Source organism: Streptomyces sp. NBC_00457, from assembly GCF_036014015.1.
Lineage (GTDB): Bacteria > Actinomycetota > Actinomycetes > Streptomycetales > Streptomycetaceae > Streptomyces.
Map to the genome: position 1 here is coordinate 8,868,303 of NZ_CP107905.1, position 15,676 is coordinate 8,883,978.

General features: G+C 71.6%; 16 protein-coding genes. 7 read left to right on the top strand and 9 right to left on the bottom strand.

Annotated features, from left to right (window positions below):
• The first annotated feature begins 11 nt into the window (after positions 1 to 11).
• Positions 12 to 587: an FxsA family membrane protein gene (fxsA, locus tag OG828_RS40565; protein ID WP_328368386.1), complete on the top strand. Its 576-nt coding sequence runs from the start codon at positions 12 to 14 to the stop codon at positions 585 to 587.
• Positions 588 to 690: 103 nt separating this feature from the next.
• On the opposite strand, the gene OG828_RS40570 is transcribed toward fxsA, so the two are convergent.
• The 4 genes from OG828_RS40570 to yczE all read right to left on the bottom strand — a co-directional run bounded on the left by OG828_RS40570 (position 691) and on the right by yczE (position 4,140).
• Positions 691 to 1,065, bottom strand: a complete 375-nt coding sequence (locus tag OG828_RS40570; RefSeq protein ID WP_003977404.1) for an RNA polymerase-binding protein RbpA — start codon at positions 1,063 to 1,065, stop codon at positions 691 to 693.
• Positions 1,066 to 1,333: 268 nt separating this feature from the next.
• Positions 1,334 to 2,680 (bottom strand): MFS transporter, encoded by a 1,347-nt coding sequence (locus OG828_RS40575; RefSeq protein WP_328368389.1) that lies wholly within the window; start codon positions 2,678 to 2,680, stop codon positions 1,334 to 1,336.
• A 42-nt stretch (positions 2,681 to 2,722) separates the two neighbouring features.
• Positions 2,723 to 3,490 (bottom strand): glycerophosphodiester phosphodiesterase, encoded by a 768-nt coding sequence (locus OG828_RS40580; RefSeq protein ID WP_328368392.1) that lies wholly within the window; start codon positions 3,488 to 3,490, stop codon positions 2,723 to 2,725.
• Entirely contained in the window at positions 3,487 to 4,140 is a 654-nt protein-coding gene (gene yczE, locus OG828_RS40585; RefSeq protein WP_328368395.1) for a membrane protein YczE, read from the bottom strand. The genes OG828_RS40580 and yczE overlap by 4 nt, the downstream gene beginning before the upstream one ends.
• A 101-nt stretch (positions 4,141 to 4,241) precedes the next feature.
• Here yczE and OG828_RS40590 point away from each other — a divergent pair, with 101 nt between their 5' ends.
• Positions 4,242 to 5,750, top strand: a complete 1,509-nt coding sequence (locus OG828_RS40590; RefSeq protein ID WP_328441605.1) for an SCO1417 family MocR-like transcription factor — start codon at positions 4,242 to 4,244, stop codon at positions 5,748 to 5,750.
• 34 nt (positions 5,751 to 5,784) lie between these two features.
• Here the strand turns inward: OG828_RS40590 and OG828_RS40595 are convergent, their stop codons facing one another.
• Both OG828_RS40595 and OG828_RS40600 read right to left on the bottom strand, forming a co-directional pair.
• Positions 5,785 to 7,389, bottom strand: coding sequence for a hypothetical protein (locus tag OG828_RS40595; RefSeq protein WP_328503963.1), 1,605 nt, complete (start codon positions 7,387 to 7,389; stop codon positions 5,785 to 5,787).
• A gap of 43 nt (positions 7,390 to 7,432) precedes the next feature.
• A complete protein-coding gene (locus tag OG828_RS40600; protein WP_015661880.1) occupies positions 7,433 to 7,627 on the bottom strand; it encodes a hypothetical protein in 195 nt (64 codons plus the stop codon).
• Between the two features lie 256 nt (positions 7,628 to 7,883).
• On the opposite strand from OG828_RS40600, the gene OG828_RS40605 reads away from it, so the two are divergent.
• From OG828_RS40605 to OG828_RS40625, 5 genes are all read left to right on the top strand, one after another.
• Positions 7,884 to 8,276, top strand: coding sequence for an ankyrin repeat domain-containing protein (locus tag OG828_RS40605; protein WP_328441608.1), 393 nt, complete (start codon positions 7,884 to 7,886; stop codon positions 8,274 to 8,276).
• A gap of 323 nt (positions 8,277 to 8,599) precedes the next feature.
• A complete protein-coding gene (locus OG828_RS40610) occupies positions 8,600 to 10,018 on the top strand; it encodes a HEAT repeat domain-containing protein (protein ID WP_328503964.1) in 1,419 nt (472 codons plus the stop codon).
• A 139-nt stretch (positions 10,019 to 10,157) separates the two neighbouring features.
• Positions 10,158 to 11,288 (top strand): glycosyltransferase family 4 protein, encoded by a 1,131-nt coding sequence (locus OG828_RS40615; RefSeq protein WP_328503965.1) that lies wholly within the window; start codon positions 10,158 to 10,160, stop codon positions 11,286 to 11,288.
• Positions 11,285 to 12,451 carry a glycosyltransferase gene (locus OG828_RS40620; RefSeq protein ID WP_328503966.1) on the top strand — a complete coding sequence of 389 codons (1,167 nt, stop codon included), beginning with the start codon at positions 11,285 to 11,287 and terminating at the stop codon, positions 12,449 to 12,451. The genes OG828_RS40615 and OG828_RS40620 overlap by 4 nt, the downstream gene beginning before the upstream one ends.
• Positions 12,448 to 13,308, top strand: a complete 861-nt coding sequence (locus tag OG828_RS40625) for an SGNH/GDSL hydrolase family protein (RefSeq protein WP_328368415.1) — start codon at positions 12,448 to 12,450, stop codon at positions 13,306 to 13,308. Before OG828_RS40620 ends, OG828_RS40625 begins: the two co-directional genes overlap by 4 nt.
• Positions 13,309 to 13,427: 119 nt before the next feature.
• Here OG828_RS40625 and OG828_RS40630 read toward each other — a convergent pair whose 3' ends face one another.
• Genes OG828_RS40630 through OG828_RS40640 form a run of 3 tightly spaced genes read right to left on the bottom strand, consistent with a single transcriptional unit; the run spans position 13,428 to position 15,666 of the window.
• Positions 13,428 to 14,297, bottom strand: coding sequence for a biotin-dependent carboxyltransferase family protein (locus tag OG828_RS40630; protein ID WP_328503967.1), 870 nt, complete (start codon positions 14,295 to 14,297; stop codon positions 13,428 to 13,430).
• The gene (gene pxpB, locus OG828_RS40635; RefSeq protein WP_328441612.1) at positions 14,294 to 14,911 is read right to left on the bottom strand and encodes a 5-oxoprolinase subunit PxpB; all 618 of its coding nucleotides are present in this window, start codon (positions 14,909 to 14,911) and stop codon (positions 14,294 to 14,296) included. Before pxpB ends, OG828_RS40630 begins: the two co-directional genes overlap by 4 nt.
• The gene (locus OG828_RS40640) at positions 14,908 to 15,666 is read right to left on the bottom strand and encodes a LamB/YcsF family protein (RefSeq protein ID WP_328503968.1); all 759 of its coding nucleotides are present in this window, start codon (positions 15,664 to 15,666) and stop codon (positions 14,908 to 14,910) included. The genes pxpB and OG828_RS40640 overlap by 4 nt, the downstream gene beginning before the upstream one ends.
• Positions 15,667 to 15,676: the final 10 nt, after the last annotated feature.

Consider the following 15,676-nt stretch of genomic DNA (forward strand, 5'->3'; position numbering starts at 1 on the left):
ACACTGGACGCATGACGACTGGCGCTCCGACCCCCACCCACCCCGCACGGCCCCGGCGCTCCCGGCTGCGCACCTTCCTGCCGCTGTCCATCGCCGCCTGGCTGGTGCTGGAGATCTGGCTGCTGACCGTGGTCGCGGGCGCCTCCAGCGTGTTCACGGTGTTCCTGCTGCTGCTCGCCGGGTTGGTGCTCGGCGCGGTGGTCATCAAGCGGGCCGGCCGCCGTGCCTTCCGGAACCTCACCGAGACGCTGCAACAGCAGCAGAGCGGCGCGGCGCCCCCGGCCCCGTCGGGCAACAGCGAGGGCAACGGGCTGATGATGCTCGGCGGTCTGCTGCTCATGCTCCCCGGCCTGGTCTCGGACGCGGTGGGCCTGCTCCTGCTGGTTCCGCCGGTCCAGAAGGCCATCAGCCGGTATGCGCAGCGCACCTTCGAGCGCACCCTGCGCGAGGCCGGTTCCGGCACCCTGGGCGATGCCTTCCAGCAGGCGCGTATGCACCGCCCCGACGGCAAGGTCGTGCAGGGAGAGGTCATCCGGGACGAGCCCGGGGACGCCCCGCAGGGTCCGCGCCCGCCGATCACGGGCTGAGGCCCGCCCGGGCACACGAAAACCGCGGGCGCCGTACGTCAATCTCACGTACGGCGCCCGCGGTTGTGTGCGTGTGTTGCTTACTGCCCAAGCCCCGCAGGTATCACGCGGACTTGCGGCTGTCGCGCGGATGTACCGCGATGTTCATCGCACCGGACCGCAGAACTGCCAGACGCTCCTCAAGGACCTCTTCGAGCTCCTCGCGGGTGCGCCGCTCCATCAGCATGTCCCAATGTGTACGCGCGGGCTTGGCCTTCTTTTCCTCAGGGCCGTCGCCGTCAACGAGGAGTGCCTGGGCCCCGCAGACCTTGCACTCCCACTCCGGCGGGATCTCCGCCTCGACCGAGAAGGGCATCTCAAAGCGATGTCCCTTCTCGCATGCGTACTCCACGGCCTGGCGCGGGGCCAGGTCGATGCCGCGGTCCGTCTCGTAGCTGGTCACCACGAGGCGCGTGCCGCGAAGAGCTCGCTCACTCATGAATCGTGCCTCCCGGGCTTGTCGCCCACAGGACAGGTGTCGCTGTCGTCGTCATCCGGTCAACGTCCGGTCGGCGGTAAAGATTCCCGTTCCGTGTCCCGTTCCGGGGTCATGCGTCGCCGTCGTAGCCGCCCCTTGTTGTACCCACCAGCGCCCGGTTTGTCACATCTGCTAGCAGATGTCACCCAGCGTTTCGGCATCTTTGACGCGCAGTAACGGTACGCCTGGCAGGCCAAACGCGTACACTACCGCCCTTTCGCCTTGAGTGCTAAATCCTGTCCGGAACGGGGTTGCCCGCGTCGGCGATCGCCCGCCGCACCGGAACCCGTGCGAGCAGGGCGAATCCCAGGATGAAGAAGGCCACTAGAGAGATGATCGCGTCCCGATAACTTCCGGTCAGCTGGTAGGTGAGACCGAACAGAAGAGGGCCCAACCAGCTCATGCCCCGGTCGCTGAGTTCGTACGCCGAGAAGTACTCGGCCTCTTTTCCGGGCGGGACCAGATGCGAGAACAGGGAGCGGGACAGTGCCTGGCTGCCGCCGAGGACGAGGCCGATGCCGGCGGCGAGCACGAAGAACCAGACCGGAGCGCCCGCCGGCAGGAAGTAGCCCGCGCCCAGTGTCACCGTCCAGGCGATCAGGGAACCGAGGATCGTGCGCTTGGCGCCGTACGTGCGGGCCAGCCGCCCCAGTGCGAGGGCGCCCACCACCGCCAGCACCTGGACCATGAGCACCGCCCCGATCAGCGTCGACTGCCCGAGCCCCAGCTCCTCGGAGCCATAGACGGAGGCCTGGGAGATCACCGTCTGGATGCCGTCGTTGTAGACGAGATACGCCAGCAGGAACGCCAGCGTCAGCGGATGGCGGCGCATGTCCCGGACGGTCGCCGCCAACTGCCGGAAGCCGGGGGCGGTCGCCTCCTTCGCCGTGGACCGGCGGTCGCGCAGCCGTCGTAGCGGAATGAGGGTGAAGGCGCCCCACCACAGACCGGCCGAGGCGAGACAGATGCGGACGGCGGTCCCTTCCGAGACACCGAAGGTGTCGTGGGCGAGATAGAGCACCAGATTCAGTACGAGGACCAGCGCGCCCGCCGCATAGCCGAACGCCCAGCCCCGGGAGGAGACCGCGTCGCGTTCCTCGGGCGGGGCGATCTGCGGCAGGTAGGAGTTGTAGAGCATCATCGCCACGGACTGGGCGGCGTTGGCGACGATCAGCAGGAGGCCGCCGAGCAGGTAGCGGTCCCCGTCCAGGAAGAACATCGCCGTCGTGGCCGCGGCCCCCACGTAGGCGGCTGCCGCGAGGAGCGGCTTCTTGCGGCCGGTGCGGTCGGCGGCGGCGCCCACCAGGGGCATCACCAGCACGGCCACGATCACCGACAGGGACACCGAGTACGCGAAGAAGGACCCTGCGCGGACCGGGATCCCCAGGGGGTGCACGAATCCGTCCCCGTCCGCGGCCTCTTTCGCGACCGAGGTCAGATAGGGGCCCAGGAACACGGTGAGCACGCTCGTCGAGTAGACGGAGCACGCCCAGTCGTAGAAATACCAGCCGCGCTGCTCACGCCGCCGCTCCGTGGCCTCGTCGGCCGCTTCCGTCCGCACGGTGCCGGTGCCCACCCGTGCCCTCGCTTCCCCGAGAAGGCCAGCGCCCGCCGGGGCTCACACCCAGAGGCCCCGGTCCTCCATGACCTTGCGCAATGTGTCGATGTGATCGGTCATGATGCCATCGACTCCCAGGTCGAGGAGCCGGTGCATGGCGTCGGCCTCGTTGATCGTCCACACATGCACCTGCAGCCCGCGCGCGTGGGCGGTGCGGATGAAGCGGTGGTCCACCACCTGGATGCCGGACTGGGCCTCGGGCACCTGCGCGGCGACCGCGGAGCGGCGCAGCGCCGCCGGCACGCCCCAGGAGCGCAGCCGCAGGTTCAGGACGCCGCGGGTGCCGTACGACGTCGCCAGGCGCGGCCCGGCCAGCCGCTGGGCGCGCACCACACGCGCCTCGGAGAAGGAGCCGACGCAGATCCGGTCCCAGGTGTTCGTGCGCTCGATCAGCTCGAGGAGCGGGTGGAGCGCGGGCTCGGCCTTCATGTCGACGTTCCAGCGGACGTCGGGGAACTCCTCCAGCAGGTCCTCGAAGAGGGGCACCGGCTCCTTGCCCGCCACGCGCGCGTGCGCCACGTCCTGCCACGGCAGGTCGGCGATCCGGCCCGCACCGTCGGTCACCCGGTCCAGGGTCGCGTCATGGAAGGCGACGAGCTTTCCGTCCGACGTGGCGTGGACGTCGGTCTCGAGGTACCGGTAGCCCAGCTCCACCGCGCGCCGGAACTGCAGCGCGGTGTTCTCCAGGCCGTCCGCGTCGCCGCCGCGGTGGGCGAAGGCGATCGGGCCGGGATGGTCGAGATAGGGGTGGCGTATCCGCGTGCTCACGGACGAAGTATCGCCCCATGGGGTTGCCCTTCGGCAACGACCGTGCTGCGGCCCGGTGCCGGCGGAACGGCGAACACGCGCAGGAAGAGCTGGGCCAGCGGGCCGATCGACACCGCGTACAGCAGGGTGCCGACGCCGATCGTGCCGCCGAGGGCGAAGCCCGTCACGACCACCGCCACCTCGACGGTCGTCCGCATCAGCCGGATCGAGCGGCCGGTGCGCCGATGCAGCCCGGTCATCAGCCCGTCCCGGGGGCCCGGACCGAAGCGCGCGGCGATGTAGAGGCCGGTGGCCACTCCGTTGAGCAGGATTCCGGCGAGCAGGAGAGGAATGCGTACGGCCAGGGAGTGGGCGGCGGGCAGCAGGGCGAGGGTGCCGTCCATGGCGATGCCGACGACGAAGACGTTGGAGACGGTGCCGAGGCCGGGGCGCTGGCGCAGCGGGATCCACAGGAGCAGGACCGCCGCGCCGACCACGATCGACACCACGCCGATCGTCAGGCCCGTCAGCTCGGCCAGGCCCTGATGCAGCACGTTCCACGGCTCGAGCCCCAGCCCCGCCTCGACAAGCAGACCCGAACTCGCTCCGTAGAGGGCGAGACCGGCGTACAGCTGGATCAGTCGGCGCGTCAATTGGCCCTTCGCGGACACGACGTTCCCCCCTGGTGGTGGTTGTGGCCTGATGCATGACACCCTGTGGCTTGAGGAGAAGCGTGATCCATGGCCAATTCGGGGAAGGTGGACTGATTTCCATGGCGCAGTGGACATCGGCGGTGGGGGCGGCTCAGCTCGCCCGGCTGCTCAGCTCCCAGCAGGACCGCCCGGCGGGCCCGGGCACGCGCCGTCCGCCCGCCTACCGCGCGCTCGCCGACGGCATCCGGCTGCTCGTGCTCGAAGGCCGCGTCCCGGTGGCCGCCCGACTGCCCGCCGAACGCGAGCTGGCCCTCTCCCTGTCCGTCAGTCGTACGACCGTCGCCGCGGCCTACGAGGCGCTGCGTGCCGAGGGATTCCTGGAGTCCCGGCGTGGAGCGGGCAGTTGGACCGCCGTGCCGGCCGGCAATCCGCTGCCGGCGCGCGGTCTGGAGCCCCTGCCGCCCGAGGCGCTCGGTTCGATGATCGACCTCGGCTGCGCGGCGCTGCCCGCGCCCGAGCCATGGCTGACACGGGCGGTGCAGGGGGCGCTGGAGGAGTTGCCGCCGTACGCGCACACGCATGGCGACTATCCGGCGGGGCTGCCGGCGCTGCGCGCGATGATCGCCGAGCGGTACACCGCACGCGGGATTCCGACCATGCCCGAGCAGATCATGGTGACGACGGGTGCGATGGGCGCCATCGACGCCATCTGCCACCTCTTCGGCGGGCGGGGCGAGCGGATCGCGGTGGAGTCGCCTTCGTACGCCAACATCCTGCAGCTGATGCGGGCGGCGGGTGCTCGGCTCGTGCCCGTCGCCATGGCCGAGGGTCTTGCCGGGTGGGACATGGACCGGTGGCGGCAGGTGCTGCGGGAGGCGGCGCCGCGGATCGCCTATGTCGTCGCCGACTTCCACAATCCGACCGGTGCGCTGGCGGATGAGAACCAGCGGCGGCAGTTAGTCGATGCGGCGCGGTCGGCGGGGACCGTGCTGATCGCCGACGAGACGATGAGCGAGCTGTGGCTCGACGACGAGGTCGAGATGCCGCGGCTCGTGTGTGCCTTCGACCCCGCCGGCTCGACCGTCATCACCGTGGGGTCCGCGAGCAAGGCCTTCTGGGCCGGGATGCGGATCGGGTGGGTGCGGGCGGCTCCCGATGTGATCCGCAGCCTGGTCGCCGCGCGTGCGTACGCGGATCTGGGGACGCCTGTGGTGGAGCAGTTGGCCGTGAACTGGCTGTTCAGCACCGGGGGTTGGGAGAAGGCGGTGGAGGTACGGCGTGGTCAGGCGCGGGACAACCGTCAGGCGCTGGTGGCCGCGGTGCGCAGGCAGCTGCCGGAGTGGGAGTTCGAGGTGCCGCGAGGTGGGCTGACGCTGTGGGTGCGGACCGGGGGGCTGTCCGGGTCGCGGCTCGCGGAGGCGGGGGAGCGGGTGGGGGTACGGGTGCCGTCCGGGCCTCGCTTCGGGGTGGACGGGGCCTTCGAGGGGTATGTGCGGTTGCCGTTCACCGTGGGGGGCGCGGTGGCGGAGGAGGCCGCGGCGCGGCTGGCTGCCGCGGCTCGGTTGGTGGAGAGCGGTGGGGCTGGGGGAACCGGGGGGACTGAGACGCCTCGTACGTTTGTGGCGTGACGGTGCGTGGGCGCAGTTTGGGTTGACGTCTCGGTTACGCGGGTTCCACTGCCGCTGCCTTTTCGGTGAGCTGCTTCGGTTCCGGCTCTTGCGACTCTTCCGGCAGTTGTTCCGGTTCCGCGTCTGCCGGTGTTGTCTTCGGAGGGAGGAGGTCCAGTACCGCCTGGCGGTGGGCCTCTGTCGTGGTGTCGTCGTAGGGGTCCGGGGTGGCGGGGACCTGGAGGCGGTGGACCTGGCCCGTGCCGAGGCGGGCGTAGCCGCGGCCGGGAGGGACATGGGTGACGGGGGTGGTGTGCGGGGGTGTGCCGAGGACCGTCTTCAGTTGGTCGGCCGTGGCCGGACCCAGGACGACCCGCGCGCGGGTGTGCTGTCGTACCGGATCGCTCAGAGTGTCCAGGCTGTCGAACTGGTCGGCCACGATCACGGTGACGTTCGCCGCACGGCCGTGGCGAAGCGGGACCTGGAGCAGGGACTGCGGGTCCTTGCGGCCGTCCGCGGCGGCGACGTGGGTGAAGGCGCTCGGGCGGTCCAGGAGGATCCACAGCGGGCGCTTGGTGTCGTCCGGCGACGGGTGGCCCGCCTGGCGCGCTCGATTGACCGCGATCAGGCGGCGCTCCGTCTCGGCGGCGGCCCACTCCAGGCTCGCCAGCGCCCCGGCCAGTGCGCACTCCACGGTCAGCACACCGTCCCGGCCGATGAGGCAGGCGTACTCGCCGGTGCCGCCGCCCTCGACGATCAGTACGTCGCCGTGCTGGAGGGCCTGGAGGGCGATGGAGCGCAGCAGGGTCGAGGTGCCGCTGCCCGGCTGCCCCACCGCCAGCAGGTGCGGCTCGGTCGAGCGGACGCCGGTGCGCCAGACCACCGGTGGGACATCGCGCTGTTCCTCACCGAAGGTGAGGGGAAGTGTGCGCTGGACCTGGATGGGGTCGGTGAAGCCGAGGACGGTCTCGCCGGGGGACGTGACGAAACGCTGGGCGGCGATGTCGGTCGGCAGCGGGGCGAGGACCGTGACGGTGAGCAGGTTGCCCTCCTCGTCCCAGGTGAAGTGGTACTCGCGGCCGCGGCCCGACTTGGCGGTGATCAGATACTCGATCCGGGCCCGGGCCTCGGCCTCGCCGTCCGTGAAGTACGCCGGGTAGCGGATCACCAGGTGGTTGACGCGGCCGGTGTCGTCGAAGCCGTAGGTCGGAAAGGCCTTCTCCCACGCGCCGCCGTGCGCATACAGGGGCGCGGGGTCCTCGGCGGTCGAGAAGTACGGGACCAGGGCCTCGTACAGCGCCTGGAGGCGTTTGGCCTGCGACTCGTCGGGGCCGTCCGGGGCCGGCCGGGTGCGGTCCCGGCCCTGCCAGGCTGCCGCCGCCATGACGGTGATGACGGCCAGCAGTGGGCCGTACGGAAGCAGCGCCACGACCAGGATCACCGAGGCCACCAGGAACAGCAGCGGTCCGCGCCGGTCCTTGGCGGTGTCGGCCCACTTGCGCCGTCCGGCCGCTGCCAGCCGGCGCAGACCGCGGGTGATCGTGATCAGCGGGTGGAGGACATCGGTGGCGCTGTCGGCCGCCGTCCGGGCCAGCTCCCGGCTCCGGGCGAGCTGTGCGCTGCCGTTGCTCAGAATGCGGGGGAGGGGGCGGCGGGCCACTGCTGTCTCCTGGAGATGCGTGCGTACGGGCGGGAGGGCGGCGTCAGAACTTGATTCCGCCGAGGAGGCTCGCCAGGCTCTCGCCGCCGGCCTTGATGCTCGGGGCGATCGCCGTACTCGCCAGGTAGAAGCCGAAGAGTGCGGCCACCAGGGCGTGGGAGGCCTTGAGTCCGTCCTTCTTGAAGAAGAGGAAGACGATGATGCCGAGCAGGACCACGCCTGAGATGGACAGAATCATGTGAGTTCTCCTGGTTCGCGGGGACAGTCACCATGAGTACTTCCAGGCTCACAGGATGTATCCATACTATTAAAGGTGCAACTGGGTGAATTCCGGCTGATTTCCCCCACCCGGCGCAGCGTTCATCGGCGGTTCGGGCAGGTCGGGTCGCGCGGTGCGGTCCTGCGATGATCATTGCCCCGCGCGCACCCGGTCATGTGCCCGGGAAGCCAGTACGCTGGCGATTCACCCGTACTAGTGAGAGGCGGTCCGGCCGATGACTGAAGCCCCCGACCCCGAGGTCGTGGAGCTGGCGACAAAGATCTTCGATCTGGCCCGGCAGGGGCGGACCGAGGCGCTCGTGGCCTATGTCGACGCGGGTGTACCGGCCAACCTCACCAACGACCGCGGCGACTCCCTGGTGATGCTCGCCGCCTACCACGGGCACGCGGACGCGGTACGGGCGCTGCTGGCCCGGGGCGCCGAGGCCGACCGGATCAACGACCGGGGGCAGACACCCCTCGCCGGAGCCGTCTTCAAGGGCGAGGAAGCGGTGATCCGAGCCCTCCTGGAGGGCGGCGCCGACCCGGCCGCCGGTACTCCGTCGGCCATCGACACGGCCCGGATGTTCGGCAAGGCCGAACTGCTGGAATTGTTCGGCGCACACTGATCCGACCGTCCTGACCAGGTAAAACAGAAATCTGAAGCAGGCAGGAAACGAACAACGGGGGAGGCGGTACGGGGCCGCCCGAAATTTCGGTCGCGGCAGGCAGAACTGCCGAGTCATCATGACGTCGTGATTCACGGACGCGATGGCCGGGCAGATGTTGCCGCACCGCGCGGGCCGTGAGCGGTCCGCACGGGCCCACCAACGAGAGGCAGAGGAAGATGGCTTACAGCAAGCAGGAAACGGCGGGCGCCCCGACGTGTTGTCACGCGGCCAGGTAGAGCAAGATCCCGGTTGCGTCGACGCTTGATGTGAGGCTGTTTCCCATGTTCGATCCGGTCATAGCGCCCAGCGGTACGCTGCTCGGCCTGCTCCAGCGGGGCCGCGGCGACGGCACGCTGCACGCGCTCACCGCCCCGCGCGCCGAAGCGCTCGCGGCACTGAATCACTGCGTGCTGCACGACCCCCGCCACGACTGGCAGGTGGAGAACCGCTCGCTGTACTACGCCCGTCTCTACCTCGACCTGAACGGCGAGCTGGACGAGATCGAGGCCCACCTCTTCGACGTCGAGGACACCCTCGACACCGAGGAGTCACGCACCGGGCTGGCCCTGGCCGTCCTCGGTCACCTCGCCTCGTACGGCCGGCGGGACGCCCTGGAGCTGCTGCGCAGGTATGCCGCCACGGGCTCCAACTGGGCCTGGGCGCTGGACGAGCTCGCCCTGCGGGACGACGACGCCGGACTGCGTGCCCTCGCGGCCCCCGTCCTGGCGCGTTTCCCCGCCGATGCCGAGGGCGAGGCCGAGCTGGCCGCCACCGTGCGGGACGCCTTCGAGCCACGGCCATGGCGCCTGTGGGCCGAGGATCCGCGCGAATCGATCTCCACGCGCGTGCGTGCCGCCCAGGAGACCGGCTGTTTCGACCGCTGGCAGCGTCAGATGAGCCCGACCGGACCGCGTCCCGGGTGGAGCGTGCAGGCCGTCTTCGAGTGGGCCCAGGAGGGCGTGGAGCGCGGAGTGGCGCTGCATGTTCCGGCCGCCCGCTGTCTCACCGCCGTGGCCGGCCCCGAGGACCGGCCGGATATCGTCGCCGCCGCCAAGGACGGCACCGAGGGCGCCCGCTGCACCGCGCTGCGCTATCTCGCCGACAGCAACGATCCGGATGCCCTCGACCTGATCGAGCGTGCCGTGGCCACCGGCTCGACGGCCGTCGTGGAGGCCGCCGTCGGCACATTCGAACGTATGCGCAGTATTGCCGCCGTCGACCGGGCCCGAGGCTGGGCCCGGCGGCCCGACGTCCTGGGTGCCGCCGCCGGGCGGGTACTCGCGTGCCGTGGGGGCGCCGGGGACCGGGACCTGGTTCTGGGGGCGCTGCGGGAGGCCGTGCGGGGTGAAGGGCCCGACGCGCCGACTCTGTGGACCCTGGTGGACGGCGCCGGGCGGCTTGAAATCGTCTGTGCCGCGCCCGTATTGCGGCATATCTACCGTGAGACGGCGTCATCCCATCTACGCGGCAGGGCCGCCCGGGCCCTCGCCGCCACCGATCCCTCCTTCCCCGCCGGGTTCGCCGTCGAATGCCTCTGGGACTGCGAGGAATCCACCCGCGAGATCGCCGCCCGGCACGCCGAGACCGGCGACGCCCGGGTCGTGGACCAACTGCGCAGGCTCGCCGCGGACCCGGCCGAGGAGGCCGAGGTCCAGACAGCCGTACGCAGCCGGATCGGCCCCGACGCGCCCGCTGTGTGAACACGGGATGACTCGCGTGTCTGGGTCGTGTGGACGGGATCTGGCCTGCTTGGGTGGACAGCGGAACGCTCACGAGTCGTTCGCCGCCGGGAAAGATCCACGTTGACGCGGCCACGTCCAGTACGGCGACAACACGGGTATGCGTGTCGTCATCGTGACCGAATCCTTTCCCCCCGACGTGAACGGCGTGGCCCACTGCGCGCTCCAGACCGCCCGACACCTCGTCGATCGCGGTCACGCTCCACTCGTCGTCGCTCCCGCTCCCGCTCCCGGGAACAAGGTGGCCGGCCTCGCGCCGTGCCCCGTTGTCCATGTCCCCTCCCTACCGCTCCCCGGCTATCCCCAGGTGCGCGTCGCTCTCCCCAGCCGACGCCTCGCCGCCGCGCTCATCGAGCACCGCGCGGACATCGTCCACCTGGCCAGCCCCTTCATCCTCGGCGTCCGCGGCATGGCCGCCGCCGCCCGGCTCGGCATCCCCGCCGTGGCCATCTACCAGACCGACCTGGCCGGCTACGCCCGCACCTACGTCGGCGCCGGCGAGGCCGCGGCCTGGCGTCGTATCCGCTCCGTCCACTCCGCCGCCGACCTCACCCTCGCGCCGTCCAGCGTGTCCCTGCGCGACCTGGAGGCGCACAGCGTGCCCCGGGTGAAGCTGTGGCCGCGCGGCGTGGACACTGTCCGCTTCCGCCCCGACCTCCGGGACGAGGCGCTGCGCCGGGAACTCGCACCGAACGGCGAGCTGATCGTCGGCTACGTCGGGCGGCTCGCCCCCGAGAAGCACATCGAGCTGCTCGCCGGTGCCTGCGAGCTGCCCGGAGTCCGCGTCGTGATCGTGGGCGACGGCCCCAGCCAGCCGAACCTGGCCGAGGCGCTGCCGGGAGCTGTCTTCCTGGGCCGCCGCACCGGCGACGACCTGGCCCGGATCTTCGCCTCCTTCGACGTGTTCGCGCACACCGGCCCCTTCGAGACGTTCTGCCAGACCGTCCAGGAGGCCATGGCGAGCGGTGTGCCCGTCATCGCGCCCGCCGCGGGCGGTCCGCTGGACCTGGTCGCCCACGAGCGCACCGGGCTGCTGGTGCCGCCGCGTGACGCGGCCGCCGTACGGGAGGCGGTGCAGAAGCTGGCTGCCGACCCCGCGCTGCGCAGCGCGTACGGCACCGCAGCGCGCGACATGGTCGAGGGCCGCACCTGGGCGGCTGTCGGAGACCAGCTCATCGGGCACTATGCCCAGGTGCTCAAGACACGGAACAAGACGGTGGTGGCGGCATGAACGAGTCACTGCGCATCGTCCGGCTGGCGAACTTCGTCGCGCCCGCCTCAGGCGGCCTGCGCACCGCCCTGCGCGAGCTCGGCAAGGGGTTCAAGGCGGCCGGGCACGAGCCGGTGCTGATCGTGCCGGGTGAGCGGTACTCCGACCGGGAGACCGAGCAGGGCAGGGTGATCACCCTGCCCGGGCCGCTGCTGCCCGGCACCGGCGGCTACCGCGTGCTCATCGACAAGCGACGTGTGGCCAAGCTCCTGGAGGAGCTGGGTCCCGACCGCCTGGAGGTCTCCGACCGTACGACCCTGCGCTGGACCGGCAAGTGGGCGCGTCGCGCCCGGGTCCCCGCCGTGATGGTCTCCCACGAGACCGCCGACGGCGTACTGCGCACCTGGGGCCTGTCGGAGAACCTGTCCCGGCGGACCGCCGACGCCCTCAACGTCCGTACGGCGCACACCTACTCGCGGGTCGTGTGCACCACCGAGTTCGCCGAGCGGGAGTTCGTGCGGATCGGGGCGCGCAATGTCGTACGGGCCCCGCTGGGCGTCGATGTGATGGAACGGCACCCCGCACTGCGGGATGCGGGTCTGCGCGAGGAGTACGCGCGTGTGGACGAGATTCTGCTCGTGATGTGCTCCCGGCTGTCGGTGGAGAAGCGGCCCAGCACCGCGATCGACGCCGTCGACGAGCTGGTCCGGCGCGGGCGCCGGGTGCGGCTGGTGGTGGCCGGTGACGGTCCCCTGCGGGAGCGTCTCGAGCAGCGGGCGCGGGAGCGTTCGCTTCCGGTCACCTTCCTGGGGCACCTCAACGACAAGGGCGCGCTGGGCGCGCTCCAGGCGTCCGCCGATGTGTGCCTGGCGCCCGGGCCCGCCGAGACGTTCGGGCTGGCCGCGCTGGAGGCGATGGCCTGCGGCACGCCCGTGGTGGCGAGCGCCTCGTCGGCGCTGCCGGAGGTGATCGGCTCCGCCGGGGCCACCGCCGCGGACCGCGGAGCGGCCTTCGCGGACGCCGTGGACATGCTGCTGGAGCGGTCCGAGGTGGACCGCCGGGAGGCCGCACGCGCGCGTGCCGAGTGTTTCGGATGGGGCGCGGCGGTCGAATCGTTCCTCGCCGCGCACGACGCGGTGGTGACAGGACAGGTGCACCGGGTCGTGCCGGAGCGTGTGACATGAGACCGCTGCGTTTCGTCTCCCTTGGGGATTCGCTCACCGAAGGGGTGGGCGATCCCGTCGGGAAGGTCTGGCGCGGCTGGGCCGCGCTGCTCGCCGACGGGCTCAGCGTGGAGCCCGCGCAGTTCACCAACCTCGCCGTGAGCGGGGCGCAGACGCGTGATGTGCTGGAGCGTCAGCTGCCCGCCGCGCTGGACCTGCGGCCCGACGTGGCGTCCGTCGTCATCGGCGTCAACGACACGCTGCGGTACACCTTCGACATACACGCCGTGGCCGAACGGCTCGACAAGGTGTACGCGGCCTTCGCCGCCCAGGGCACGATCGTCCTCACCGCCTGTCTGCCCGACCCCGGTTCGATGCTGAGGCTGCCCGGATCACTGGCCCGCCCGCTGGCTCGGCGGCAGCGCGCGGTCAACACGGTGGTCCACGCCCTGTCCGAGCGGTACGGCGCGGTGCATCTGCATGCCGCCGAGGAGGAGTGGGCCCAGGACCGGGCGATCTGGAGCGCGGACCGGCTGCACCCCAGCGAGCGGGGGCATCGGGAGCTGGCGTTGCGGTTCCACGGGCTGCTGGCCGAGCGGGGTGTCGCGAAGGGGTTCGCGCCCTCGCCCGCGCCGGAGTTCGCGCCGCCGACCAAGTCGGCGAGCCTGCTGTGGCTGGCCACGGCGGGTACGGCTTGGGTGATCCGGCGGTGCACCGATCTGTTGCCCAACTTGTTGACGCTGGCCGCCGATGAGATGCGGCACCGGGCGCGCGGGACGAGTGCGAAGCTCGATCTGCGGGCGGCGCATGCGGTGTCTGCTGCGTTGGCGGCGTTGTCGATGGAGTTGGAGCAGCGGCCTGAGCCGGATGCGGCTTAGCCGGGGCGGGTGGGCGCCGTTTGAGTCTGCGGGTTTGTTGTGGCTGGTCGCGCAGTTCCCCGCGCCCCTGACGGGGCGCGGTTCGCCCCCGGCGTTTGTAAGGCCCCGACCGCAGGGGGTCAGTGGCGGCGTACGGGTATGAAGCGGACCGGGGTTCCGGGGGCTGCCTGGGCTGCGGGTGGGAGGTCGGAGGGGCGGACTACCGCTATCACTGGGTAGCCCCCGGTGGTCGGGTGGTCGGCCAGGAAGATCACTGGGCGGCCGTCGGGGGGTACCTGGACCGCGCCCAGCACCATTCCCTCGCTGGGGAGTTCGCCAGGCAGGGCTCGTTCCAGGGCGGGGCCTTCGGTGCGTAGGCCGATGCGGTTGCTGGAGGTGGAGACGCGGTACGGCCTTGAGGTGAAGGTGTGGATCGCGTCCTGGGTGAACCAGTCGTCGCGCGGGCCGAGGGTTACGTGCAGGATCAGTTCGGCCGGAGGCGCCGGGTGGGGAGTTGCGTCCACGCGCGCGTGCGGCGTGAGGGGTTGTCCCAGGGGCAGCACCGTGCCGTCCGTGAGGGGTGGTGGGCCGAGGCCGGAGAGCAGGTCCGTGGAGCGGCTGCCGAGCACGGGGTCGACGGCGATGCCGCCGGCGACGGCGAGGTAGCTGCGTACGCCGGAGACGGCGGAGCCGATGTCCAGCACCGAGCCTGCCGGAATGCGTACCGGTGTGCCCCAGGCGACGGGGCGGCCGTCCACGGTGACGGGGCAGGGGGCGCCCCCGACCGCCGCGGTGACCGTCGAACGAGGGCGTACGGCGCAGCCGTTGAGGGTGGTTTCCAGTACGGCGGCCTCGGGGGGATTGCCGACGAGGCGGTTGACGAGGGCCGCAGCGGGCCCGTCCAGGGCGCCGGAGCGGGGCACGCCGAGGTGGGCGTGCCCGGGACGTCCGCGGTCCTGCACGGTGGTCAGGGCACCGGCCCGTACGACGACCAGCGCACGGTCCGTCATGAGGGCCCCACCGGAACGAAGCGAACGGGCGTGCCCGGTGACAGCAGCGCGGCCGGCACGCGCGCGTGGTCCCACAGCACGGCGTCCGTGGTGCCGATCAGCTGCCAGCCACCGGGCGACGAGCGCGGGTAGACGCCGGTGTAGGGGCCCGCGAGACCGACCGCGCCGGCGGGGACGGCAGTGCGCGGCGTGGCCCGGCGTGGGACGTCGTAGCGTTCCGGCAGACCGGACAGGTAGCCGAAGCCGGGCGCGAAACCGCAGAAGGCGACGCGGAATTCGGTCTCCGCGTGGATACGGGCCACCTCCCGCTCGGGCACACCCCAGTGCGCCGCCACGTCGGCCAGGTCCGGGCCGTCGTAGCGCACCGGGAGCTCGATCACGTCACGCGCGCGTGGGGGAGCGGGAAGTGCTTCGGTGGCGGTCAGTTCGGCGGCCAGCCGGGTCGGGTCGGCGAGGCCGTCGAGCAGGACCGTACGGGCAGCGGGAACGATCTCGCCCACGGAGAGGGAGCCCTCCGCGCGGCGCCGCAGCAGCTCCGCGTGCAGGGCCTGTGCCTCGTCCCCGGAAGCGACCTCGACGAGCAGGGCGCCGTCACCGACGGGCAGCACCCTCATATGAAGGCCTCCACCCGGACACCCGACTCCTGGAGTTTCTCCCGGACCCGGCGGGCCAGCTCCACCGCGCCGGGGGTGTCGCCGTGCAGGCACAAGGACTGGGCCCGTACGTCGATCTGCGCCCCGGAGTGGGACGTGACGACGCCGAAGCGGGCCAGCCCCACCGAGCGTTCCACGACGGTGTCCGGGTCGGTGACCACGGCGCCGTCCTGCCCGCGTGGGACGAGCGTGCCCTCGTCGGTGTACGCCCGGTCCGCGAACGCCTCCGTGACGGCCGGGAGTCCGGCCTTCCCGGCCAGCTCCAGCAGCCGGGAGCCGGGCAGCCCGAGCACGTGCAGCGAGGCGTCCGCGAGGAGCACGCCGTCGACGACCGCGCCGGCCTGCTCCTCGTCGTGCACGACGCGGTTGTAGAGCGCGCCGTGCGGCTTGACGTACGACACGCGCGTGCCCGCCGCGCGCGCGAACACCTCGAGGGCGCCGATCTGGTACGCCACTTCGGCCGCCAGCTCCGCGGGCGGCACGTCCATCGCGCGCCGCCCGAACCCCGCCAGATCCCGGTAGGCGACCTGTGCCCCGATCCGTACCCCGCGCTCGGCCGCCAGCTCGCACACGCGCCGCATGGTGACCGCGTCCCCGGCGTGGAAGCCGCAGGCAACGTTGGCGCTGGTGACGACGGACAGCAACTGCTCGTCGTCGGTGAGCCGCCAACGGCCGAAGCCCTCGCCGAGGTCGGCGTTCAGATCGATCGCGGTCATCGGTCTCCTC